Source organism: Mucilaginibacter sp. P5_A4 (assembly GCF_056400605.1).
The window spans coordinates 13,518-37,977 of the sequence record NZ_JBFUKX010000038.1 but is presented as its reverse complement, the minus strand read 5'-3'; the positions used below and the strand labels follow the sequence as shown (position 1 = coordinate 37,977).

Here is a 24,460-nt window from a genome sequence, read left to right as displayed (position 1 = left end):
ATGAAAAAAGAAATACTTCATGGTAAAGTATTTTCTGTGCCCCATTACCGAAAATTTTTATTGATGCTTAACTGGACTTTTGTTCTCACTTTTCTGTTTTGTTTGAATGTATCGGCAAACAGTTATTCGCAAAATGTTAAGGTTAGTCTTAACCTTAAAGACGCGTCTCTGAAAAAGGCCATCTATACGCTTGAGCAAAAGGGGAAAACCCGTTTTTTGTATAGTGAACAATTGCTGCCGCAAGACAAGCAAATTACACTTGATGTTAACAACGCGCCCTTGCTTGATGTATTAAACCGGATACTTGAAAATACCGGCCTTGATTACCAGACAACCGATAACGGGCTGGTGATTATAGCCCTTAAGGGATCTGTTATTAAAAACATAGATGTAAAGGGCAGGGTACTTGATGATAAAGGCGGCCCTTTGCCGGGGGTAAATGTAAAAGTGCTTGGTACAAATGGCGGCACGGTAACCAATGGAAATGGCGAATACAGTGTATCGGTGCCGGAGGGCGCTTCCCTGGTGTTTTCGTATATCGGTTATCTTTCGCAAACTGTCGAAGTTGGCACAAAAACGCAAATCAATGTAGTTTTAAAGGTGGACGAAGCCAGCCAGAAACTGAGCGAAGTAATTGTGGTTGGCTACGGAACCCAGCGTAAAAGCGACCTTACAGGATCGGTTGCTTCAATAAGCGGTAAAGATCTGGATAAGACACCGGTACTGGGCGCCGATCAGATGTTACAGGGACGTGTTAGCGGCTTGCAGCTTACCCAGTCAGACGGGCAGCCAGGCAGCGCTACATCTATCCGCATACGGGGTACCAATTCAATAAACTCCGGTAACGAGCCTTTATATGTTGTTGATGGCTTTGCAGGTGTTGGAAACCTGAGCTCTATCAACCCTAACGACATACAATCTATCGAGGTTTTAAAAGATGCTTCGGCAACGGCAATTTATGGTAGCCGCGGCGCCAACGGGGTTATACTTATTACCACAAAAAAGGGAAAAGCCGGGCAGCACGCTATAAATTTTGAATCGTACGCAGGTGTACAGCAAATAGCCCACAAAGTTCCCCTTATGGATGCCACGCAGTTTGGCAAATACCTGAACCAATATTATATCGAGTACAACGCGGCTAACCCAGCCACCGCCAAAGCTTTGCCTTATACTGATGACCAGATTGCCGGCTTTGGCAAGGGCACCGACTGGCAGGATGCGTTATACCGCACCGCGCCCATACAAAACTATCAGCTTAGCTTTAACGGCGGCACCAGCGAAGCGCGATACTACCTTAGCTTAAACCATTTTGATCAGGAGGGTATTATGAGGGCCACCGGCTTCAGGCGCGAACTGATCCGTTTAAACCTGGACAGGAATATAGGTAAGAAGATTAAGATGGGCTTTTCTTCGCAAATATCATACAATGTACAGGCGGTGGATCCAAGTATAACAGGAGTAGGATATGGCGCCGCCGGCGGCGCCCTGAGTATGAGCCCTATTGTGCCCGTGCGCGATGCAAGCGGAACATATACATTTGCAAATGCGCCGGCTGCGTATGTTGGCACTTACGGAAACCCGGTTGCCGCTCTTGAACTGGCAACAGACCGTATTGCTAATTCGCGCGGACTCATTAATACCTTTGGCGAGTATGAATTTATTCCCGGCTTTAAATTTAAAAGCAGCTTTGGGGTTGATTATAATACGGCCAATGAAAATTCGTACCTGCCTACCACTATTTACATAGGGCAGCAAACCAACGGAACGGCCTATTCATCCAATAATACAAGCTACAGCTGGTTAAATGAAAATACATTATCCTTCAATAAGCAATTCAGCAAGATACATGCAATTGATGCCGTAGCCGGTGTTTCGTTACAGGAGTTTAAAACCAAGGCATTCAGCAGCAGTGCCCAGGGCTTTTTTACAGATATTTTGGGCACCGATAACCTGGCGTTAGGCGCCAATGTTTTAACGCCCCAATCCAATAAGTATAGGAATACCATCGCCTCCTATTTTGGCCGTATTAATTACCGGCTGATGGAAAAGTACCTGTTTACTTTCACCATGCGTTCTGATGGGTCTTCCCGTTTTGGTGCAACCAGGAAATGGGGCTATTTCCCGTCCGGCGCATTTGCGTGGAGGGCATCGGAAGAAAAATTTATTAAAAACATAAAGCAGATCTCGGACCTGAAGATCAGGGCCAGCTATGGGGTTACCGGTAACCAGGAAATAGGCTCGTACCAATCACTATCTCAATATGCAATTAACAGCTACTCTTTAGGCACGTCTGCAACACGTGTGGTTGGCGTATCGCCAAACAATATTGCCAATTCTAAATTAAGCTGGGAGTCGACCGCTTCATTTGACGTGGGCGCCGATATGGGATTCTTCAATAACCGCATCAGCCTTACTGCCGATTATTATCACAAAACCACCAGCGACCTGCTGCTCAATTTTTCGATACCTCAATCGTCGGGTTTTTCAAGTATCCTGCTTAATGCAGGAAAGGTTGAAAACCACGGCATCGAGTTTTCTTTAACTACAAGAAATATTGAATCGGCAGGTTTCAACTGGTCTACCACTATTACCTATGCCGCAAACCGCAACAAGGTATTGGATATGAACGGCACCAACAACATACTGGTAGGCAGCACCGGCCCATACATTGTAACCAATGGCCTTGCACCTTCCATTTTACGGGTTGGCCAGCCCATAGGTTCTTTCTATGGCTATCATTTTGATGGCATATACCAAACCCCGGAGCAAATTGCCGCAGCAGGTATACCCGGCGTAGTACCCGGCGACGCCATCATTCGCGATGTTGACGGCAACAAGATAATTAACGGCAGCGACCGGGAAATTATCGGGCAGGCAGCTCCAAAGTTTATTTTTAGCATAAACAATACCCTGTCTTACAAAAACTTTGATCTTTCCATCTTTGCCCAGGGGGTACAAGGTAATAAAGTGCTCAACCTTACCAAGTACGCTCACAGCGGCGGAACTACAGCAAACGTGTACACTTATGAGGCCAATGCCTGGAACGGTCCGGGAAGCACCAATACTGTTCCGAGAGTGCTCAGTACATCCATACGCAACGCCGGTGTGGTAGATAATTACCTGGAAGATGGAAGTTATTTAAGGATACAAACCATATCGCTGGGATACAATGTACCAGTTTCGCCCAAATCACGGGTGTTTAAAACCTCAACGGTATATTTTACGGTACAAAACGTGCATACTTTCACAAAATACACCGGTTATAACCCCGAAATAAACAGCTATGGCGCCCAAAACCTGAATGCAGGTACACAGAACCTGAATCCCGGTAGTCAGAACTTAAACCTTGGGGCCGATGTTAATTCATATCCACCGCCAAGGACCTTTTTATTGGGGGTAAAATTAGGATTTTAAACAAAAACATACTTAATATCATTTATATGAAGATAAGAATTTTAATGGCTGTGGCGATAGTTACGTTCAGCCTTACCTCGTGTAAGAAATTTCTTACCGAACAGCCATATAGCTTTTTAACGCCCACAAATTTTTATAAAAACCAGGGCGATGCCGTTGCGGCTTTAAACGGAGTTTTTAGTACTATGCAACCTCAAACCTTTTATCAGCGTACGGTTTACACGGTATCTGACAATGCTTCGGATTTGATGTATGCTGCACCCGGCTCTTCAACCGACAGGAACTCGCTAACCAACCATACTTTCGCCGCTGTAAACGGCGAAATTGCCAATTGGTATATTAATGATTACAAAATGATCAAGAATGCTAATGACGTTATTAAATACGTTCCGCCGATTTCGATGGACCCGGTTGAAAGGGCAAATATTGTTGGTAATGCCCGCTTTTTGCGTGGTTTAGGCTATTTTAACCTGCTTAACGCTTTTGGACAGGTGCCGCTTATTACCGAACCTGTTACGGCTTCCTCCCCCGATCTGTATCCCAAAAAAGCTTCCGTTGCAGCTCTTTATGATCAGATTGTATCTGATCTTCAATATGCGGAAGCCAATTGTTATGCCGAGAAAAATATCGTGGCCGGCAATAAGGGAAGGGTATCTTCGGGCGCAGCTTCTGCGTTGCTGGCAAAGGTATTATTAACACGCGCCAAATCAGCTGCGGCAAAGGCTACCGATAGCCAGGACGCGCTCACAGAATGTAATAAAGTAATTGATGACGGCGGTTCATACAGCTTGCTTAGCAATTATGCCAGTATATTCAGCTCGGATAATAAATATAACAAAGAAATAGTTTTTGCCGTACGCTTTGGCACAGCGCCCAACGTTGGTAATATTATATTACGTATGTTTTATCCAACTGTATTAGGCGGGTACGGCTCATTTTTTGCTCAGAATAACTTTTTCAATAATGGCTTTCCTGATGGCGACAGGGATGTGCGCAAAACCTACAGCATATCTAACAAGGCTGTTGATAGCAAGGGTGTAACCCAAACCGTAACTCCCTTTATTTATAAATTCAGGGATAGCCAGTGGAAACAGGATAATAATTCCAGAAGCGATTGGTTTGTATTACGTTTGGCCGAGGTTTACCTGTTGCAATCAGAGGCCATGAATAATATCAATCCGGCTGATCCAAACAAATTTAATGGAATAAATATAGTGAGGGCACGGGCAGGTTTGTCATTGCCAACAGACCAGCTGAATATTGCCAATACAGCTACTCCGGATGCTTTTATAAATGCTTTACTGGCCGAACGGGCACGCGAACTTTGCGGAGAAGGACAACGCCGCTGGGACCTTTTACGTTTAGGGCGCCTGAAAGCTGCTATGGCTGTTGTTGGTGTCACCGTGGATGATAATCACTTATTATTCCCGATACCTCAATCTGAACAGGATGCCAACCCTAATTTATAACAGCATAAGCTACAACTTAAGCTGTCAAACTAAATTCCCTGTAATACAAAGCAGTGACTGTTTTCAGTCAGGAAGTTTGTATCAGAGAATAAATATGGCATAAAGCTCAAAATAACAGAGGCTGTCCCGAAAGAGATCGGCCTCTGTTATTTTGATTAATACTATTTTAAATGCTCGCTGAAAAAATCAATAGTGCGTTTCCAGGCAAGTTCTGCAGCGGCTTTGTCATAACGGGGTGTTGTATTGTTATGGAACCCATGGTTTACGTTTTCGTAAATAAAAGCCTGGTAGGTTTTACCGTTCTCTTTTAAAGCAGCTTCGTAAGGAGGCCAGCCCGCCGTAATCCTGGTATCCAGCGATGCATAATGCAGCATCAGGGGAGCTTTAATTTTAGGCACGTCTGCAATAGCAGGCTGACTACCGTAAAAAGGTACAGCTGCCGCCAGCTCCGGTATGCGAACGGCCATCATATTGGCTATGCCGCCGCCAAAGCAAAACCCTACAACACCTACCTTACCGTTACAGTCTTTATGATTTTTAAGGTAATTGTATGCAGCTATAAAATCTTCCTCCATTTCGCCTTTGTCTCTTTTACTTTGCAGGGTGCGGCCCTCGTCATCATTACCGGGGTATCCGCCAAGGGGCGTCAAGGCATCAGGTGCAAGCGAAATAAATCCTGCCAGGGCGGCTCTTCTGGCCACATCTTCAATGTAAGGGTTTAAACCCCGGTTTTCATGAACCACAATAATACCCCCAAGTTTTTTGTTAGCATTTATAGGTTTTGATAACAATCCTTTGATAGTTCCGCCACCTTTTGGCGAGGAATAATTGATGTATTCTGATTTTAAGCGGGGATCGTCCGGCTTAATTTGCACATTCCCTTTGTAATCTGGCATCAGGAAACTCATTAACGCAGGTACAGTTAACCCACCCACTGCATAAAGAGATAGCTTTTCTAAAAACACACGCCGGTTAAGCCGGTTGTGTGCGTAGTCATCATACAGGTCAAACACTTCCTGGCTGATGTCTTCTTTGTTGATCTGGCTCATCATAGTTAAAGGTTTTATTCAAATGTAATGATTCACGGCAACCGCTTGTTAACCAAACTGTAACAGTCTCGCTACGTGTAATGTTTCAGCTTGTGATTGGTGTTTGCACTCTTTTATTCTTCTTCTCCACCAACCGCAGATGAAAACAAATTCAGTAAAGTATTCGGCTACAACAATAGTAGATTTGGCTACATATGCTTATTTCCTGCTGCCGAACTTTGAACCAACAAAAAAACAAAGAGATGAAAATTATAGTAACAGGTTCGTTGGGACACATCAGCAAGCCACTCACAGCAGCGTTAGTGCAAAAAGGACATGCGGTTACCGTTATCAGCAGCAATCCCGAAAAGCAAAAAGATATTGAGGCGCTGGGCGCCAGCGCTGCCATCGGCGCGTTGGAAGATGTTGGTTTTTTGACAGCTACTTTTACCGGAGCGGATGCCGTGTACACCATGGTGCCGCCAGCCAACTACTTCGATCATAACCTGGATCTGACGGCCTATTGTCACATAATCGGCAATAACTATGCAGCGGCCATCGGGGCTTCTGGCGTAAAGCGTGTGGTTCACCTCAGCAGCATTGGCGCCCATTTAGATAAGGACTCGGGCATCATTCTCGCTCATCATGATGTAGAGGTTATGCTGAGCAATCTGCGCGGTATTGCCATCACCTTTATGCGCCCCACGGCTTTCTATTACAATTTATATGCTTACATAGCCATGATAAAAAAACAGGGTTTTATTGCAGCAAACTATGGCGCGGACGACAAGATAGTATGGGTGTCGCCTATAGATATTGCAGCCGCGGTTGCCGAAGAACTGGAAACACCGCTTGCCGGCAAAAAAGTGCGGTATGTAGCGAGTGAGGAACTTACAGGCAACCAAACCGCAGGTATTTTAGGTGCGGCTATCGGGAAACCCGATTTGAAATGGATACTTATTAGCAACGGCCAAATGCAGAGTGGCTTAGAAGCCGCCGGAATGCAGCCACGTATTGCTGCCGGTTTGGTTGAAATGTACGCAAGCCTTCATAACGGCGCATTAGGAGAGGATTATTACCGCAATAAACCCGCTGTTATGGGTAGAGTAAAGCTGACAGAATTTGCAAAAGAATTTGCTGCAGCCTTTAAATAAAAATAAGTACATTGACGTATGGCAAACATGCAGCCCTGGCGGTTTAAAACGATAAATGAATTTCACAAGTTTAGGGGTTTACCTAAGCCGGAGCATCCGTTAATAAGCGTGATAAATTTAGAAACGGTTACGCAGGTACCCGCCGATGAAACAAGCTTAGTAAAGGATTTTTATTCGATTGCATTGAAAAGGAATTTCAATGCAAGGATGAAATACGGGCAGCAGGAATATGATTTTGATGACGGTATCATGTTCTTTATGTCGCCCGGCCAGGTTTTCAGAATTGAGGTTGAGCCGGATACAACATTAAAACAGTCGGGATGGATGTTGCTCATCCATCCCGATTTTTTATGGAGTACGCCTTTAGCCAAAACCATAAAGCAATACGATTATTTTGATTATTCGGTAAATGAGGCCCTGTTTCTTTCAGAGAAAGAAGAAACAATAATTGGCGGTATTATGCAAAATATTCAGCAGGAATATCATTCAAACATTGATAAATTCAGCCAGGATATCATTATTGCCCAGCTTGAATTATTGCTCACTTATTCCGAAAGATTTTATCAGCGCCAGTTCATAACCCGGAAAATTGCCAATCATAAAATCCTTAATCGTTTAGAAGACATCCTCACAGCATACTTCACCGGCGGCGCCTTAGCTCCAAAAGGATTGCCTACCGTTGGCTACATTGCCGAAGCATTAAACGTATCGCCCAATTATTTAAGCGGTTTATTAAAAGTGCTGACGGGCCAAAGCACCCAGCAGCACATCCACGATAAATTAATAGCAATAGCAAAAGAAAAACTATCCACTACCAATTTATCAGTAAGTGAAATTGCTTATGAATTAGGTTTCGAACATCCGCAATCGTTCAGCAAATTATTCAAAAGCAAAATCAATCTTTCACCATTGGAATTCAGGCAGTCGTTTAATTGACAAAACCACTACCAACTATAGGCTAATTACTTATTATACTGTTCGTCTGTCACTTGTTCCATCCAATCTACAGGCGATCCATTTAGCTTTTCCTGGATGGCAATGTGACTCATTGCTGTGGTAGTAGTTGCCCCATGCCAGTGCCTTTCGCCAGGCGAAAAGTAAACAACATCTCCCTGGTATATATCTTGCCGTGTATCTCCTTCGCGTTGCACCCAGCCGGCGCCTGCGGTAACAATAAGGGTTTGCCCAAGCGGATGGGTATGCCAGGCAGTGCGGGCTCCCGGTTCAAAGGTGACAAGCGCCATAGCAACGCGGGCCGGTTCTGGTGGACTATTAAGCGGATCGATTCGCACCGATCCGGTAAAATATTCTGCGGGACCTTTTCCCGATGGCTGTGAGCCGCTACGTTTTATTTCCATGGTAGTTCTTTTTTCATAGTTACTACAATCTTTGCCTGGCAAAGTTTATAAGAACCGTTTTTTATATCTCTGTAGTGCCAAGCGTATAAATTATTTGCCGTTTTTGTATTCCTGCCCGGTTACACTACTTAGCCAGGTAACAGCACCATTTTACTATTGGGGTTCATTACAATCTGCACAAAACCCTCCTGCGGCGTTGCAGCATTCCAATGTTCAACTTCGGGTTTAATGCTTACCAGGTCGGCTTTATGAAGTATTTGGATAGGTTTATCAGCCTGCAAGCTTAATCATTTTGCGGCTGTTTCTTAAGATAAGAATAGGTTGCTTTACAATAAATAGCCGATATTTACTGCTATAAACCATATTATTATGAGAGCAATAAAACTATTAGCCACACTATGCCTGTTTTTAAGCTTCACGAGCTTTGTTACAGCGCAAACAGCAACCGATGGTATGCTGAAAGAATGGGAACGGGCAAAAGCCTACACCAAAGAATACCTTGATGCTATGCCAGAAACCGGTTACGCTTTAAAACCTACGCCCGAAATGCGATCATTTGCGGAGCAGATGCTTCACCTTTCGGATGCCAACTATGGGTTTGCGTCGGCTGCATCTGGCGAAAAAAGCCCTTATGAATTGGGAGCACTGGAAAAAACAGGCGACAAATCAAAAGCAGGTGTCACCAAAACGGTGATGGAAAGCTATGATTTTATGATAAATGCAATTAAAAAGGTAACGCCCCAAAAGCTTGATGAGCAAGTTAAACTTTTCGGCAACTTTGATCTTTCCAGGAGCATGGTTTTCGCTAAAGCTTTTGAGCACCAAACTCACCACAGGGGCCAAACTACCGTTTATTTGCGCTTAGCAGGCGCTAAACCGCCGCAGGAGAAATTATTTTAAGCGGAACAGGCAGCTTGAAAATAAAAAACCAGGATTTTAGCTTGTGGCGGGTATTTGCTGCGCCAGGTGAGTGATGTTTCCTATAAGGAGTGCAGATGCAAGTTGGCGCTCTCCTTTAATCACATAATCGGGGAAGTAGCCGGCCACAAGCAGAATCTTGTACTTCATGGGGAATATTTGCCTAAATAAATCATGTCACTTTTCACTCAAAAAGAATTAATTTTAAGCATGATTTTCGTCCTCAATAAAACCAACAGTATTGCTAACCAGTTCCTGGCCGAATTACGCGACGCCGTGATCCAGCAGGATAAAGCGCGTTTCAGGCGAAACCAGGAAAAGCTGGGCGGTATTTTGGCCTATGAGCTGAGCAAAACGCTGAAGTATGAGTCTAAAGAAGTGCAAACCCCTTTGGGCATAGCCAATATCAGTGTGCCAACTGATCAGCCGGTTTTGGGAACTATTTTACGGGCCGGACTGCCGTTTCACCAGGGGTTTATGAATTATTTTGATCAGTCGGGATCCGCATTTGTTACGGCCTACCGTAAGGTGAAAAGGGGAGGGGCATTCATTATCCAGGTGGACCATATCTCGACCCCAAACCTCGACGACCAGGTATTGATCCTATGCGATACCATGCTGGCCACCGGGCAAAGCTTTGTAGCTGTTTGCAAGGAGCTGATGGCGCAATTTAAAATAAAGGAGCTGCACATAGCCGCGGTAATAGCCAGTACGGAAGGTGTGGCCCATGTGCGTGCCAATTTGCCTAAAGCAAAATTATGGCTTTGCGCCATTGATGACGAAATGACCAGTAAGGCTTACATTGTACCAGGTTTGGGAGATGCAGGTGATTTGGCGTTTGGGGAGAAGGTGTAACTTATTTTTAACATATAGTTGTTTTCAAAGGTGTTAAAGAGGGCTTCGCCGTTTCGGAATTGGGATGTTCGATTTCGGATTTGTTTAGAATAACAATGAAGAAAAACGAAATGGATCTTAGATTCAATTATTGAACATTGAGCCAGCGTACCCACGTAAACTACGAAAAAAAGAATTCCGGTAAAGCAATAATAATGGATCTTTTAATTGTGAATTTGGCAATGTAATTTTGGAATCTGTCATTTACCAAACACACGCCCAATGAAAAAGCTACTCCTGCTGCCGTTACTGTTAATTTCAAAGCTGGCCTTCTCACAGGCCGATACTTCAATTGTAAAACTAAGCAGCCCGCCATCGGTAAGTACCCCCAAAGGCTATTCGCAGGTTGCAATTATCAATTTGGGGAACAGCAAAATGCTCATACTATCCGGCCAGGTGGCTTTTGATAAAAACGGAATTCTTGTTGGTAAGGATGACCTGTCCAAACAAACCGACCAGGTTTTCTTAAATATCAAAAGCATTGTTGAAAGCGCCGGCGGAACAATGGATAATGTAGTTAAACTTGGTTATTTCCTGCGGGATGTGAGCCAGGTACAGGCTGTAAGGCAGGTGCGGGATAAGTACGTAAATCTTAAAAGTCCGCCGGCAAGCACACTGGTGGAGGTAAGTAAACTGTTCAGGGATGATGTATTAATTGAGATTGAAGCAACGGCGGTTATACCGTTAAAAAAGCGCTAAACTCTAAAAAGGAAATGCTAAATTCTAAAAGAAAAAATTAGAAATTTGTTATCCTGGAACAACAGTAAAGGATCTATTAGCGAACTTTGTATGGCGGCGATAGATGCTCCACTGTTCAGTATGGCAAATAAAATTAGAATGAAATCCGAAATCGAAATTCCAACATCCGGCATCAGAAAATACAAACATATTTTCTTCGACCTTGATCATACCATCTGGGATTTTGATAAAAATGCCGAGGAAGCTTTGCATGAGCTGTATCATATTCATCAACTGGAAAATATCGGGCTTACCTCTGCCGATCTGTTCATTGAAACCTATACCCGCAACAACCACAGACTTTGGGCGCAATATCATGTAGGCGAGATCAGCAAAGATGAGCTGCGCGATGCCCGCTTTAAATCAACCTTTACCGATCTGGGCTTACATCCCGATCTTATGCCGGTTGATTTTGAGGATGCTTACGTAAAGCTTTGTCCTACAAAAACAAACCTGTTTCCGCATGCGCATGAAACGTTGCAATATTTGCAAACAAAGTATACCCTGCATTTAATCTCTAATGGTTTTAAAGATTCAACCCGGATAAAAATCGCCGGTACCAACCTTGCGGGCTATTTTCAAAACATCGTTATATCCGAAGATGTAGGCGTTAACAAACCAGATAAAGCCATATTTAAACACGCGATAGATCTTGCAGGTGCCGATAAACAGGAAAGCATTATGGTAGGGGATAGTCTGGAGGCCGATATTTATGGTGCTTTGGGTTTTGGTATGGATGCCATTTATTTCAATCCATTCAACGCCCCTAAACCGGATGATGTGCCTTTGCAGATAACTCATTTAAAGGAGTTGACTTTATTATTATGAATATTGTCTGCTTCGCAGTAAAAGAAATTATTATGTAAATTTGTATATGACACAACGTACATATCGCATATTGCTTACTCCCGAGGAAGAAGGTGGTTTTAGTGTTTCTGTACCTGCATTACCAGGTTGTTTTACAGAAGGTGAAACTATTGAAGAAGCTATTGAAATGGCAAAGGAAGCCATTAGTCTATATGTAGAAAGTTTGGAGGAGGATGGCGAACCCGTTCCGGATGATAGCCGGAGTCTTGAATACTCTTTAGTATTCACTTCCTGATAATATGAAGTCCTATACGCCTAAAGAAATTGTAACGATCCTTTTAACACATGGGTTTGAACATACCCGGACAAACGGTAGCCACCAAATATTTGTTAATCGTATAAATGGTAAAAGAACTTGTAGTTCCTATGCATTCGAAAGAATTAAAAAAAGGGACATTACATGCTATTCTTAAACAGGCAGGAATTGACTTAAAATAATTGACTATTATGAGTATTGCCAGAGAACGCTACGCCATTGAAGCAGCCCTTGATAGTTACCGGGAGCAGCTGGATAGCATACCCGATGAGCAGTTTACAGAAACACCACCCGATGGCGGCTGGTCATACGCAGAAGTTTACAGTCATATATTGCAGGCTACATTAGGTTCGTCAATAGCATTGGAAAGGTGCACACATAATAACTGCCCGCCAACTAAAAAAGGACTTACCTGGGAGGGGCGCTTTTGTTTAATGCTTGGCGTGTTTCCGCCTGTAAAAAGGAAGGTGCCCGATGCCGTAGCCGATAAAATGGCTGCCGCAAAGATCAGTAAGGAAGAAGCGAAAAATATGATCATCAAATGCCGTAAGCGGGTAGAAACTACAATGCCGCTTATTGCAGCTTCCTCTGCAGCAAGTCGTTATAAACATCCGCGCATGGGGATGCTTAATGCCAGGCAATGGTTCAGGTTCATCAGGATACACCTGGAACATCATTTAAAACAACTGGGCCGGATAAAAAGAAAATTTTTATAGTTATGAAACCTTTTACATTTAACAGAGTCTTAACAGTATGATAATGTTGGTTTTCTGATATTTGTAAAAATCATTTATGATGAATTTTGAGTATAGTTATTTGGTTGTTATAGCTTTGTTGCTGTTGGTATGCATTTTCTATATCAGCCCTTATGAATTAAATGTTAATGAAGACGACGACGACGAGTAATCGTTTGTTCAGTATTTCTTTCAAAGTCAATAACCGGCAAAATCTGCCGGCTGAGAATTTAACCCCTTATTTTTAATGGCAAAACGTGAGGTTGATATCGTAGTAATATCCGACGTGCACCTTGGTACTTATGGCTGCCACGCAAAAGAATTGCTTAAATATTTAAAAAGCATTAAGCCTAAGATACTTATCCTTAACGGCGATATTATTGATATCTGGCAATTCAGTAAATCATACTGGCCCGAGGCGCATATGAAAGTGGTGCGCCGCATCCTAAAATTTGTTACCGATGGCATCCCGGTATATTACCTTACAGGCAACCATGACGAAATGCTGCGGAAGTTTGCCGATTTTGACCTTGGTTCATTCAAGTTGCTTAATAAGGTGGTATTAAATATTGACGGTAAAAAGGCCTGGATTTTTCATGGCGATATATTTGATGTAACCATGCAGCATTCCAAATGGCTGGCCAAATTAGGCGCTGTAGGTTATGATACCCTAATATTGATCAACAGTTTTACCAACTGGCTGCTAACCGCTATCGGGCGGCAAAAAATGAGCTTTTCGCAAAAGATAAAGGCCCGCTTTAAAGAGGCCGTAAAATTTATAAACCAGTTTGAACAAACCGCAGCCGACCTGGCTGTTGATAAAAGCTACCAGTATGTGATTTGTGGCCATATTCACCATGCCGAGATCAGGGAGATAGAGGATACCGCGCAAACTGGTAAAGTACTTTACCTAAACTCTGGTGATTGGGTAGAGAGCCTTACCTCGCTGGAGTACCACGATGGTAACTGGACGATATTTAAATACAGGGCCGACGACTTCCACACCGATACCGACGAAGATGATAAAACTGATGCCGAAGACCTGGATGCCAAGATGGATGTAAAAAACCTGCTGGATAGGTTCAGGCAGGAGACGGAATAAATGTATTCTCTCACCTAACTACCTTAACTCGTTTATGCGAGGTATGAAGCCCCCCAATTTGAAGATCGAATATGAAAGTTTGCTTTGTACCGTCTGGGATTGCGTGGCAACGGCAATTAGAGAAGATCAATGGTCAAAGTCAAACTTCCCTTTGCGTTTTAGCGCGAAAAAATGATTGAACTTTTTTTTAATAACCCCAAAACGGTTCAAATTACTAAATTGCCCCTAATTATATTTACATGAAAATATTGTTTGCCATACAGGGAACCGGCAACGGGCATATTAGCCGGGCCCGCGAAATTGTGCCTTTGTTGCAGCAATATGGCGAGGTTGATTTGCTGGTGAGCGGCACCGAGGCTGAGGTTTCCTTATCGCAGCCGCTCAAGTACAAATTTCACGGTGTTAGCTTTGTATTTGGTACCAATGGAGGGGTTGATAACTGGGCTACCTGGAAAATTATGAACCTACGCCAGTTTATACATGATTTGCGTAGCCTGCCCCTAAAACAATACGACCTGATTATTAACGATTTTGAACCGGTGAGCGCATGGGCCTGCAAATTCCAGGGAGTTCCATCTGTATCGTTAAGTCATCAATGCTCCTTTGTATCGCCAAATACTCCCCGACCCACAAAAAAGGATCCTTTTGCCCAGTGGCTGCTAAAAAATTACTCGCCCACTACTCATCATGTGGGCTTTCATTTTGAGCGCTATGACGATTTTATACATACCCCGGTTATCCGTAGTGAAATTCGCCAGATGGAAACGAGTAACCTGGGCCATTACAGTGTTTACTTGCCTGCTTACGACGATAAAACCCTGCTGAAGCATTTAGGTACAGTGACCGATGTTAAATGGCAGATATTTTCAAAACGACAAAAAACGCCCTTTCAATCGGGCAATGTCGAGATCTTCCCTGTAAATAACGAGGCATTTAATAAAAGCCTGGCCAGCTGCGAAGGCCTGCTTACGGGTGGTGGTTTTGAGGGCCCTGCCGAAGCGTTGTTCCTGAAAAAGAAGGTGATGATGATACCCATGAAGGGCCAGTATGAGCAGCAATGCAATGCCCTGGCAGCATCAAAACTGGGGGTGCCGGTTATCCCCGGGATCAATGAAACTTTTACCACTCATTTAAATAAATGGATAAGCGATGATAAAAAGGTAGTGGTTGATTTTCCGGATGAAACAGCGCAGATAGTTGATAATTTGGTAAATCAATATGCGAGGCTGGCGAGGATTATGGTGTAGGCGCGTTTTAGTTCGGGAATAAAGCTTATAATTTTCCACCTTGAGCGTTGCACGAAATTTTACCACTAAGTGTGGCTGGTCGTTTTTTTTGCACGGAAAACTTTTACAACTGTTTGGCTTTTTGTACTAATTTTACCCCGCAAATTATCGCCCTATATGATCCAGGCATTCCGGTCTTTTAATCCTTTGAATATTTTGTGGCTGGTTGTTGTGCTTTTCCTGTCGCGGGTAGGCTATCTGCTACATGTGCCCGATAAATTGGAATTTGTATTTGTTGAACCATTTGCGCGCCTGTTGGTGCCGGTAGCATATGAATACGCGTTTTCGCCAGGTGTAAATATATTATTGGCCGCTGTGCTGGTGTTTATACAGGCGTTGTTACTTAACTATTTAATAAATCACTATAATTTATTAGGCAAGCCTACATTTTTGCCCGCGTTAATGTATGTAACACTATCGGGTTTATTTTCGCCCTTTTTGATTTTAAGCGCCCCGCTCATCTGTAATTTTCTGCTGATATGGATGTTTTCTAAACTTATGAACCTGTATAAAGGCGATGATGCAAAATCAATTTCCTATGATGTGGGTATGATAGTGGCATTGGGCTCACTTCTTTATTTCCCCTTTATTTATTTGTTTTTGGCTATATGGATAGGGCTTATCCTTTTTAAACCATTCAACTGGCGTGAGTGGGTATCGGGCGTTTTAGGTTATGGCACTATCTTTTTCTTTTTGGCTGTATTTTATTATCTGAATGACCGCATCTCCGTTTTCTACAATATCTGGCTGCCATTGGGTAAAAAGTTTCCGGATCATATCAGCATAAACTCTTTAAATTACCTGCTGCTGATACCGGTTATACTGATACTGGTACTCTGTATTTTTAAATTGCGGCAAAATTTCTTTAAAAGTTACGTCCAGATCCGTAAATCTTTTCAGCTGTTATTTTTTATTTTTTTAATAACGGCATTTTCGTTTTACGTCAACTCATCTTTCCATCTTAGCCATTTTTTATTGTGTATTGCGCCTGCTGCGGTGTTTTTTGCCTATTATTTTTTATATGCTACCAAAAAATGGTTTTACGAAAGCCTGTTTTTATTGCTGCTAATCAGCATCATCTACTTTCAGTTTAACAAATTTTAACTTTTACATTCGTTCAAATTTCAGCGGTTATATTAGTTTTGTAACGTGAAACCATCATTAGCTGTTGTTTATGTAAACATAAATGCAAATGATATTAAAACGATAAGACCCTATTGAGCGTCTTTTTTGATAGACAATTATTACACAATAAAACAATTCAAATGAAATTTGGCGTAGTTATATTTCCCGGCTCAAACTGTGATGAAGACATCATATACGTATTAGAAAAAATAATGGGCCAGCAGGTTGTAAGGTTATGGCATAAAGATCATGACCTGCAGGGTGTTGACTTTGTTGTTTTGCCCGGTGGTTTTTCATTTGGCGATTATCTTCGTTCAGGCGCTATATCGCGTTTTTCGCCAATTATGCAGGAAGTGATCCAATTTGCTGCAAAAGGCGGGTATGTAATGGGAATCTGTAATGGCTTCCAGATCCTGGCCGAAGCCGGTTTGCTTGATGGAGCTTTGTTGCATAATACAAACCGCAAGTTTATTTGCCGCAATATTTATTTAAAACCACAAACAAGCCAATCATTACTTACTGCAGGTTTAGAGCAGGAGCAGGCCTACAAAATTCCTATCGCGCATGGCGAGGGTAATTACTTTGCCGATGCTGATGTGATTAAAAGGCTTAATGATAACGAGCAGGTATTGTTTAGGTATTGCGACGAGTTTGGTAATATAACCGAAGATGCAAACCCTAACGGATCCATACAGAATATAGCCGGTGTCTGTAACGCAAGCCGGAATGTATTTGGTTTAATGCCTCACCCCGAACGCGCTGCCGATAGCTTACTGGCAAACGAAGATGGACTGGCAATTTTTGAATCTATATTATCAATAGTAAGGGCCTGATGACCAACTTGGTTATCGATATTGGTAACACATTTACAAAAATTGCGGTTTTTAAGCTGGATGAACTGCTTGCGGTTGAACAGTTTGATGAGGTTGATGCCAACTGGCTAAATGGATTATTAAACCGGTATAAAGTTAACAGGGCTATAGTATCATCGGTTAAAAAGGATGTTGAGCCCTGGCTAACCAGTTTGGAAACAAATATCCGCCTCATTTATTTCAACAGTACAATGACCGCGGGGATACAAAACCATTATTTAACACCTGGAACACTTGGTACTGATAGGTTAGCCGCTGTAATAGGGGCAAGCAACGTGTATCCTGGCCAAAACAGCCTGGTTATTAGCGGCGGTACTTGCATAACATATGACTATGTTGACAGCAGCCGTAATTATTTTGGAGGCAGTATATCACCGGGTTTAAATATGCGTTATAAGGCTGTAAACAATTATACGGCCGGTTTGCCGCTAATAAATGCCGATGCGGATTTTACCGCAGGGTATGGCAGCAACACCGAAACCGCGATACGCTCTGGCGTACAAAACGGTATAAAATACGAGCTAACGGGGTTTATTGAAAGCTACAAAGCCAACAATCCCCAACTGAATATTGTACTGAGCGGGGGCGACAGTATTTTTTTTGATACGCTATTAAAAAATAGCATCTTTGCCCCCTATATAAAAATTGAGCCCTATTTGGTTTTAAAAGGATTAAACGCAGCTATACAAAAGCATAATGATTAAATATACCAGGTTTTTTTTAACACTTTTATTTGCTGTTATCGCATTTGCAGCACATTCTCAATCTACCACAAGCTCTCCATATTCACGGTTCGGTCTGGGCGATATCGATCCCCAGTTAATGCCACAAAATATTGGTATGGGCGGCATTGGCGTGGCAACAAACAGAATAAGCTTATTTAACAATATAAACGTCATAAATCCAGCGTCGTACGGTGCAATTGGCATAACGGTTATTGATGTGGGCCTGTATAGTAATTTTTCAACCTTAAGCCAAACAGGGCAATCAAGCCAAAGTAATAAAAATTTCAGGCTTAGTCATATTGCCTTTGGCATACCGGTTACCAAACGTTCGGCCTTTAGTTTTGGTTTGTTGCCATACAGTGAGCGTGGTTATAATTATAGAAAATCTGTTAGTAACCTGGGGTCCGGTGCATCGGCCGATACCAATGCTACCAATTACAACTATAGTGGCGATGGCGGTTTATCAAAAGCATATTTAGGTTACGGGTTTGGCATTGGCAAGCATTTGTTAATAGGGGGTAATGTATCTTATATATTTGGTAATATTAAAGATATAAGTACAACCGAGATTCCTGGTTTAGTCGGAACCTTAAATTCAAAAATTGAACAAAGCAATGCTATCGGTGGTTTAAATTATGATTATGGCCTGCAGTATTCTTTTGATTTTTCTGAAACAAAACATCTTATCCTGGGCTATTCTGCATCGGCAGGTACCAAACTTAACTCACAAAGCAGCTATATTGTAAGCCAGTACACCAATGATGCAAACGGTAATCCCAATATTGCTGTTGATAGCGTTGTAAACAGGCAGGGTGCTAATGGCAAATTGAAGCTGCCACAGATAAACCGTTTTGGTATCTCGTTCCAAAATGATGGGAAATTTTTGGTTGGAGCAGATTATTCAATGGGGCAGTGGTCTGATCTGAGCATATCTGGCGTAAACCAGGGTTTGCAAAACAGCCGTACAGTTAACGTAGGCGCACAGTATACACCTAATATTGCCACTATCCGTAATTACCTGGCCACTGTTGATTACCGGATAGGAGGTGTTTACGATGAAACTTACATGACTGTTAATAATACCAGGATTAAAAGGTATGGCATTACTGCCGGTTTAGGTTTTCCTTTGCGCCCTAATAATGGTAGTTTTTATAAAATCAATATTTCGGCCGAGGTAGGTCAAAGAGGAACGTTGACCAATGGCCTGGTTAAAGAAAATTATATTAACCTGCACTTAGGCTTTACGCTTAACGACAAGTGGTTCACCAAATATAAGTTTGATTAATCAACAGATGCATAGCCGGGTAAAACATATAAAAGGCCTAGGCCTGCTGTTGTTGCCTTTGCTTGCTTTTTATATATCCTCCTGCGAGAATGACCTGAACAAGGTTAAAGAAATAGCATCCAACGAGATGGGCGTAATAGTTTCGCCGACAAAAGGTGTTGATTTGATCATGAGCGATTCTGCCAGGGTTAAATTACACCTGATAACTCCTTTAGTATTAGAATATCAAACTAAAAAACCTTATAAATTAATGCCCCGCGGGGTAAAAGTTATATTTTACGATAAGGAAACACAAAAAGAGTCGGGTAATATTGTTGCTGATACGGGGATATCGCGTAATGATCAAAAATTTATTGAGTTTCACAAAAATGTAGTAGCCACTAATGCTAAGGGCGAAACCTATAAATCCGATGAGTTGTACTGGGATCAGGCAACTAACAAGGTGTATTCGCACAAACCGGTGCAGGTAACTATGGTTGGGGGTAATGTAATGAACGGGGATAGTTTTGAGAGCGACGATAAATTTCTGCATCMAACACTTAAAAGCAGTACGGGGGTTTTTCATGTAGATGAAAAAGTGACACAATAATGTTATTTTTTTCAGGAAAATTTTGTGTTATAGAATTTTACTAAAAATTGTATCTTGCGCCCTCTTTAAAAAGAATATAATAAATTACAGAAATGGGTATAATGGGTTTCTTGCGCGAACGAATGGGGAAAATCCTCGCAATCTTTATTGGGGTTGCTCTTTTTGCATTCATCGTGAGCGAGGTAGTAAGATCAGGAGGTTCCTTTTTTAAGGACGATAACAATGAACTTGCCGTAGTAAACGGCGAAAAAGTTCCGTTTGACGAGTTTAATAAAAAACTTGAGCAAAATACAAATCAATTTAAGCAGCAATCGGGGCAAAGTATTTCGCCGCAGATTGTCAACTACATCCAGGAAACAACCTGGAATCAGGTATTGAGTGAACTGCTCCTGAAAAAGGAAATTGAAAAATTAGGATTAGTTGTTAGCGAGGATGAGAGTACTGCAATGGTTAACGGTAATAATCCGGACCCACAGATTGCCCGTCAGTTTGCCGATCAGCAAACCGGTGCATTCGACAGGAATAAACTGAACCAGTTTTTAGCCTATTTAAATTCTTCAAAAGCCGATCCTGCTCAAAAGCAAGGATGGGCCGAGTTTTTAAAGCAGTTAATTGCAGCTAAACAACAAATGAAATATGTAACTATTGTTACCAATGGCTTATATGTGAATTCGTTGGAAGCTAATGATGATTACCTGGCAAAAAACAAGTTGGTTAACTTTAAGTATGCTACACTTGATTATGCATCTATCCCCGATTCAAAAGTTACTTTAACAGATGGTGATTACAGCGCGTATTATGATGCGCATAAAGCCGAATTTAAAATCCCGCAGGAAGTAAGATCATTTGAATATGTAAGCTTTAACGCTGCACCTTCAAAAGAAGATAGCGTAGCTATAAAAACTGAGGTGGATAAACTGGTAGATAGTATCAAAGTAACTTCTAACGATTCGCTTTTTGTTCAAATAAATTCTGAAACAAAAACTCCACTTACCTTCCAAAAAAAGGGAACGCTTGAGCCCAAACTGGATACATTAATGTTTAATGCTGCCAAGGGGTTTGTTTATGGTCCTTACGTATCAAACGGCAGCTATAAAATTGCTAAGCTAAGTGATGTTAAAACTACTTTTGATTCGGTTAAAACAAGGCATATATTAATTAACCCACAAACCGAAGGTGGTATAGAAAAAGCTATTGCCAAAGCTGATTCAATTAAAAAATTGATACAAGGCGGTAAATCGTTTACCGAATTGACAACCACTTTTTCAACGGATAGAGGCAGTGCTGTAAAAGGCGGAGATATCCCCGCATTTGATGTTAACGGTGCTATGGCCGGCCAGGGGCAGATTACTCCCGAATATACTAACGCAGCTTTTAAAGCTAAGAAAGGCGATTTAATTGTAGTTACCTCACAGTTTGGTGTTCACCTTATCCAGGTAGAGGATCAAAAAGGTTCTATCAAAGTGGTGAAAGTTGCTATTGTTGATAAACCAATACAATCAAGCAGTAAAACCCAAACTGTAGCTTACAGCAAAGCACAGGGTTTTTTAGGARCTTTAACAAAAGATAATTTTGATGCCGAGGCTAAAAAAGAAGGTCTGAAAATTATCAACGCCGAAGACGTTAACGGTACAGCGGCTGGCTTACCTGGTTTGGATAATGCGCGTGATGTGGTTAGATGGGCATTTAAAGCCGATAAAGGGGATTTAACTGATAAGGTATTTACAGTAGGCGATCAGTATATCATTCCTCGTTTAAGCCAGATAAAGCCAAAAGGTACTTTATCGCTTGATGCGGTAAAAAAACAAATTGAACCTGCGGTGCGCAACGAAGTAAAAGCAAAACAGCTGGATGAGAAATTCCAGGCTGCATTGAGCGGTTCATCTTCAATTGATCTGGTAGCTCAAAAAACAGGCACCAAAGCTGTTCCTGTTCAAAATATTGTTTTTGCCAACCCGGTTATCCCAGGCCAGTCTGCAGAATATAAGTTGATAGGTTCAATATTTGGTTCGAAACCAAATACTCTTTCAAAACCGGTTAACGGTCAGCAAGGAGTATTTGTATATTTTGTTGATGGATTTACCAATCCTGCAGCGCTTACCAACAATGTAAGGCAGAAACAACAAATTAGCCAGGTATTGGAACAACGCGCACAAGGGCAAATATTAGAGGCCTTGAAAGATAATGCTAATGTAAAAGATAACAGGGCTAAACTGTTATAATATAAATAAGCGTAATTTTGTATCCGGGAACAGTATTAAACCTGTTCCCGGATTTTTTTTGCTTATCAATTAGAACTGTCTGAAAAAAAAGCCGTTATGGCTTCGTGAGCAATGAAAGGGAATATAGGGCTGTTTTATACCTCTAATGAAGCAATATCCACGCGTCATTGCGAGGTACGAAGCAATCCCCGCCTTTCAGGGTAGCTTTGTAAATCCGATCTGCATAGTTTGGGATTGCTTCGTGGCTCGCAAGACGGTCTGTTTTTTTATTTTTATATAGCTTCTTTTAAATATTAAGCTTAGCATTTTTAACATTATGGATATACAGGAAAACATAGTAAATAAAGTAGCACAAAGTGGTTTGGTTACTTTAGATCCCGCAGCTTTTTACCCGGCCGGCGAACGTGTTATTTATGATATTAAAGAAAACCTGTTCCACGGGTTGATGCTGCGTGAAAAGGATCTGAGAGATTTTATAAAGGAGCACGACTTTACACAATACGAAGGTAAAAATGTAGGGATTACCTGCACTGCTGACGCCATTGTGCCAACCTGGGCTTATATGCTGCTGGCAAACCGTATGGCCCCGTATGCACGCGAGGTTGTTTTTGGCGATATGGCTGTTTTAGAAACAGTGCTGTTTGAAAAAGAAATCGCCAAAGCTGATTTGGAACAGTATAGCGGCCAGCGGATTGTATTAAAAGGTTGCGGCGACATCCCAGTGCCTGTTTCGGCCTATATTGAATTAACAAAAAAGTTAACCCCCATAGTTAAAAGCCTTATGTTTGGCGAGCCCTGCTCAACTGTGCCAATCTACAAGCGCAAGGATTAATGGTTTGTTTTGTGTTAATAAGTAAGCAATTGGATAGTATTTTCATGCGTGCACAACAAAAATGAATTTAAACCATTTATATAAGCAGTTGTCATATACCCGCATGCCGATTAAATGATTTACAAAAGCGGCTTTATTTAAAAGCAAACCGTGTTAATGAAAAAATACTTCTCCAGCTTCCTGTTATTAATGTTATGCAATACTGTTGTATTTTCCCAGGAGCTTACCAAGATCAGCGAGCCTGTTTTTAAGGTTGGGGAAAAGCTGCATTATAAAATGCAATATGGCTTTTTTACCGCTGCAGCAGCCGATATACGTGTTGAAGCAAGCGATAGAAAACTTCCCGGACCGGCCTTTCACCTTATTGCCGAGGGTAAAACTGCGGGTACATTTGATATTTTTTACAAAGTGCGCAATAAATACGAATCGTATGTAGATCAGAACACATTGCAACCTTATTTTTATACCGAGAACAGGCATGAAGGTAAATGGAAGCATACCGATAATGTAAGCTTTGATCAAAAGGAAAGTAAGGTTACTGCCAATAAAGGTGTATTCCCGTTTACGGGGAAGACCTTTGATTTTGTATCGGCCTATTATTTTGCCCGCACAATTGATGTTTCAAAGGTAAAAATCGGCCAAACATTTGAGATGCAGTATTTTTTGGAGGATGGCTTTCATACCCTGAGTGTTACTTATGTTGGTACAGAAGTTGTAAAGTGTAGTATGGGTACATTTAACTGTTTAAAATTTAACCCTACAATTATACCTGGCCGTATTTTCAGGAAAGATAGTAAGTTGTACCTTTGGATCACTAATGATGGCAACAGGATTCCTGTAAAAGCGCATGTTGAAGTTATTTTAGGTAGTATAACAATGGACTTACAGGCGGCAAGCGGGTTAAAGTATCCTTTGAATCCAATAAAGAATTAAAATTAAAATATGATTGAGGTAGGTAGTGTTTTGGTACACGAAGATGTTGTAAAGGAAAATTTTGTTTGCAATTTAAATAAATGTAAAGGTGCCTGTTGCCTGGAGGGCGATTCTGGCGCGCCGTTAAATGCCAATGAACTTGATATTTTAAAAGAGATCTATCCTAAAGTAAAACCTTACCTTACCGCCAAGGGGATCAGCACCATTGAAAAGGTAGGAACCTATGTAAAAGATTTTGAAGGCGATTACACCACGCCTTGTGTTGATACCAACAAAGAGTGCGCTTATGTTATCTGGGAAAACGGAATCACTAAATGTGGTATAGAAAAAGCTTATGAAGAGGGCGCTATCAGTTGGCAAAAGCCAATTTCCTGCCATTTGTATCCCATCCGGATCACCGCTTACCCCGAATTTGATGTGTTGAATTATGATCGGTGGAGTATTTGCAGCGCTGCATGTACTTTTGGCGACGAATTGAAAGTGCGTGTGCACGAGTTTTTGAAAGGTCCGCTGATTCGTAAGTACGGTGCAGACTGGTACCAGGAACTTGAAAACGAGGTGGCGGGAATTTAGTAAATCTTAAAAACCAAACGCTAAATTCTAAGTCATTTTTCTAAACTATTAAAGAAGGATATAGTTCCGAGGTCAAATCTTTAAAA

General features: G+C 41.8%; 26 protein-coding genes and 1 pseudogene. 23 read left to right on the top strand and 4 right to left on the bottom strand.

Features of this window, described 5'->3' with window-relative positions; genetic code table 11:
• Entirely contained in the window at nt 1-3,414 is a 3,414-nt protein-coding gene (locus AC1DQW_RS19885; RefSeq protein ID WP_477455665.1) for a TonB-dependent receptor, read from the top strand.
• Between the two features lie 26 nt (nt 3,415-3,440).
• Entirely contained in the window at nt 3,441-4,883 is a 1,443-nt protein-coding gene (locus AC1DQW_RS19880; protein WP_477455664.1) for a RagB/SusD family nutrient uptake outer membrane protein, read from the top strand.
• A gap of 161 nt (nt 4,884-5,044) precedes the next feature.
• Here the strand turns inward: AC1DQW_RS19880 and AC1DQW_RS19875 are convergent, their stop codons facing one another.
• Entirely contained in the window at nt 5,045-5,935 is an 891-nt protein-coding gene (locus AC1DQW_RS19875; protein ID WP_477455663.1) for a dienelactone hydrolase family protein, read from the bottom strand.
• Nucleotides 5,936-6,174: 239 nt separating this feature from the next.
• On the opposite strand from AC1DQW_RS19875, the gene AC1DQW_RS19870 reads away from it, so the two are divergent.
• Nucleotides 6,175-7,065 carry an NmrA family NAD(P)-binding protein gene (locus tag AC1DQW_RS19870; protein WP_477455662.1) on the top strand — a complete coding sequence of 297 codons (891 nt, stop codon included), beginning with the start codon at nt 6,175-6,177 and terminating at the stop codon, nt 7,063-7,065.
• Between the two features lie 18 nt (nt 7,066-7,083).
• Nucleotides 7,084-8,001 carry a helix-turn-helix domain-containing protein gene (locus AC1DQW_RS19865; RefSeq protein WP_477455661.1) on the top strand — a complete coding sequence of 306 codons (918 nt, stop codon included), beginning with the start codon at nt 7,084-7,086 and terminating at the stop codon, nt 7,999-8,001.
• Nucleotides 8,002-8,027: 26 nt separating this feature from the next.
• Here the strand turns inward: AC1DQW_RS19865 and AC1DQW_RS19860 are convergent, their stop codons facing one another.
• Complete coding sequence (locus AC1DQW_RS19860; protein ID WP_477455660.1) at nt 8,028-8,423, bottom strand: (R)-mandelonitrile lyase; 396 nt, start codon at nt 8,421-8,423, stop codon at nt 8,028-8,030.
• 128 nt (nt 8,424-8,551) lie between these two features.
• Nucleotides 8,552-8,704 (bottom strand): cupin domain-containing protein, encoded by a 153-nt coding sequence (locus AC1DQW_RS19855; protein ID WP_477455659.1) that lies wholly within the window; start codon nt 8,702-8,704, stop codon nt 8,552-8,554.
• Between the two features lie 88 nt (nt 8,705-8,792).
• On the opposite strand from AC1DQW_RS19855, the gene AC1DQW_RS19850 reads away from it, so the two are divergent.
• Nucleotides 8,793-9,323 carry a DinB family protein gene (locus AC1DQW_RS19850; protein WP_477455658.1) on the top strand — a complete coding sequence of 177 codons (531 nt, stop codon included), beginning with the start codon at nt 8,793-8,795 and terminating at the stop codon, nt 9,321-9,323.
• Nucleotides 9,324-9,359: 36 nt separating this feature from the next.
• Here AC1DQW_RS19850 and AC1DQW_RS19845 read toward each other — a convergent pair whose 3' ends face one another.
• Entirely contained in the window at nt 9,360-9,491 is a 132-nt protein-coding gene (locus tag AC1DQW_RS19845; RefSeq protein WP_477455657.1) for a hypothetical protein, read from the bottom strand.
• A gap of 60 nt (nt 9,492-9,551) precedes the next feature.
• On the opposite strand from AC1DQW_RS19845, the gene upp reads away from it, so the two are divergent.
• The 18 genes and pseudogenes from upp to AC1DQW_RS19755 all read left to right on the top strand — a co-directional run bounded on the left by upp (nt 9,552) and on the right by AC1DQW_RS19755 (nt 24,374).
• Nucleotides 9,552-10,196, top strand: coding sequence for a uracil phosphoribosyltransferase (gene upp / locus AC1DQW_RS19840; protein WP_477455691.1), 645 nt, complete (start codon nt 9,552-9,554; stop codon nt 10,194-10,196).
• A 261-nt stretch (nt 10,197-10,457) separates the two neighbouring features.
• A complete protein-coding gene (locus AC1DQW_RS19835) occupies nt 10,458-10,934 on the top strand; it encodes a RidA family protein (protein ID WP_477455656.1) in 477 nt (158 codons plus the stop codon).
• Between the two features lie 138 nt (nt 10,935-11,072).
• A complete protein-coding gene (locus AC1DQW_RS19830) occupies nt 11,073-11,801 on the top strand; it encodes a YjjG family noncanonical pyrimidine nucleotidase (RefSeq protein ID WP_477455655.1) in 729 nt (242 codons plus the stop codon).
• Nucleotides 11,802-11,847: 46 nt separating this feature from the next.
• The gene (locus AC1DQW_RS19825; RefSeq protein ID WP_477455654.1) at nt 11,848-12,075 is read left to right on the top strand and encodes a type II toxin-antitoxin system HicB family antitoxin; all 228 of its coding nucleotides are present in this window, start codon (nt 11,848-11,850) and stop codon (nt 12,073-12,075) included.
• A 4-nt stretch (nt 12,076-12,079) separates the two neighbouring features.
• Nucleotides 12,080-12,181 (top strand): annotated as a pseudogene (locus tag AC1DQW_RS19820) (type II toxin-antitoxin system HicA family toxin); the annotation flags it as partial.
• Nucleotide 12,182: 1 nt separating this feature from the next.
• Nucleotides 12,183-12,278 (top strand): type II toxin-antitoxin system HicA family toxin, encoded by a 96-nt coding sequence (locus AC1DQW_RS19815; RefSeq protein ID WP_477455653.1) that lies wholly within the window; start codon nt 12,183-12,185, stop codon nt 12,276-12,278.
• A 9-nt stretch (nt 12,279-12,287) separates the two neighbouring features.
• Nucleotides 12,288-12,812, top strand: a complete 525-nt coding sequence (locus tag AC1DQW_RS19810; protein WP_477401536.1) for a DinB family protein — start codon at nt 12,288-12,290, stop codon at nt 12,810-12,812.
• 265 nt (nt 12,813-13,077) lie between these two features.
• Entirely contained in the window at nt 13,078-13,932 is an 855-nt protein-coding gene (locus AC1DQW_RS19805; RefSeq protein WP_477455652.1) for a UDP-2,3-diacylglucosamine diphosphatase, read from the top strand.
• A 239-nt stretch (nt 13,933-14,171) separates the two neighbouring features.
• Nucleotides 14,172-15,179, top strand: a complete 1,008-nt coding sequence (locus AC1DQW_RS19800; RefSeq protein WP_477455651.1) for a glycosyltransferase family protein — start codon at nt 14,172-14,174, stop codon at nt 15,177-15,179.
• A gap of 156 nt (nt 15,180-15,335) precedes the next feature.
• Complete coding sequence (locus tag AC1DQW_RS19795) at nt 15,336-16,322, top strand: DUF6427 family protein (protein WP_477455650.1); 987 nt, start codon at nt 15,336-15,338, stop codon at nt 16,320-16,322.
• 161 nt (nt 16,323-16,483) lie between these two features.
• Nucleotides 16,484-17,176: a phosphoribosylformylglycinamidine synthase subunit PurQ gene (gene purQ / locus AC1DQW_RS19790; RefSeq protein ID WP_477401529.1), complete on the top strand. Its 693-nt coding sequence runs from the start codon at nt 16,484-16,486 to the stop codon at nt 17,174-17,176.
• Nucleotides 17,176-17,919 carry a type III pantothenate kinase gene (locus AC1DQW_RS19785; protein ID WP_477455649.1) on the top strand — a complete coding sequence of 248 codons (744 nt, stop codon included), beginning with the start codon at nt 17,176-17,178 and terminating at the stop codon, nt 17,917-17,919. Before purQ ends, AC1DQW_RS19785 begins: the two co-directional genes overlap by 1 nt.
• On the top strand, nt 17,912-19,225 hold the full coding sequence (bamG, locus tag AC1DQW_RS19780) for a BamG family beta-barrel-assembly machinery protein (RefSeq protein ID WP_477455648.1): 1,314 nt from the start codon (nt 17,912-17,914) through the stop codon (nt 19,223-19,225). The genes AC1DQW_RS19785 and bamG overlap by 8 nt, the downstream gene beginning before the upstream one ends.
• Entirely contained in the window at nt 19,218-19,814 is a 597-nt protein-coding gene (gene lptC, locus AC1DQW_RS19775) for an LPS export ABC transporter periplasmic protein LptC (RefSeq protein ID WP_477455647.1), read from the top strand. Before bamG ends, lptC begins: the two co-directional genes overlap by 8 nt.
• A gap of 92 nt (nt 19,815-19,906) precedes the next feature.
• A complete protein-coding gene (locus AC1DQW_RS19770; RefSeq protein ID WP_477455646.1) occupies nt 19,907-22,036 on the top strand; it encodes a peptidylprolyl isomerase in 2,130 nt (709 codons plus the stop codon).
• 316 nt (nt 22,037-22,352) lie between these two features.
• On the top strand, nt 22,353-22,868 hold the full coding sequence (locus tag AC1DQW_RS19765) for a DUF2480 family protein (RefSeq protein ID WP_477455645.1): 516 nt from the start codon (nt 22,353-22,355) through the stop codon (nt 22,866-22,868).
• Nucleotides 22,869-23,024: 156 nt separating this feature from the next.
• Nucleotides 23,025-23,801: a DUF3108 domain-containing protein gene (locus tag AC1DQW_RS19760; protein WP_477401519.1), complete on the top strand. Its 777-nt coding sequence runs from the start codon at nt 23,025-23,027 to the stop codon at nt 23,799-23,801.
• A 9-nt stretch (nt 23,802-23,810) separates the two neighbouring features.
• Nucleotides 23,811-24,374: a DUF3109 family protein gene (locus AC1DQW_RS19755; RefSeq protein ID WP_477455644.1), complete on the top strand. Its 564-nt coding sequence runs from the start codon at nt 23,811-23,813 to the stop codon at nt 24,372-24,374.
• Nucleotides 24,375-24,460 lie beyond the last annotated feature (86 nt).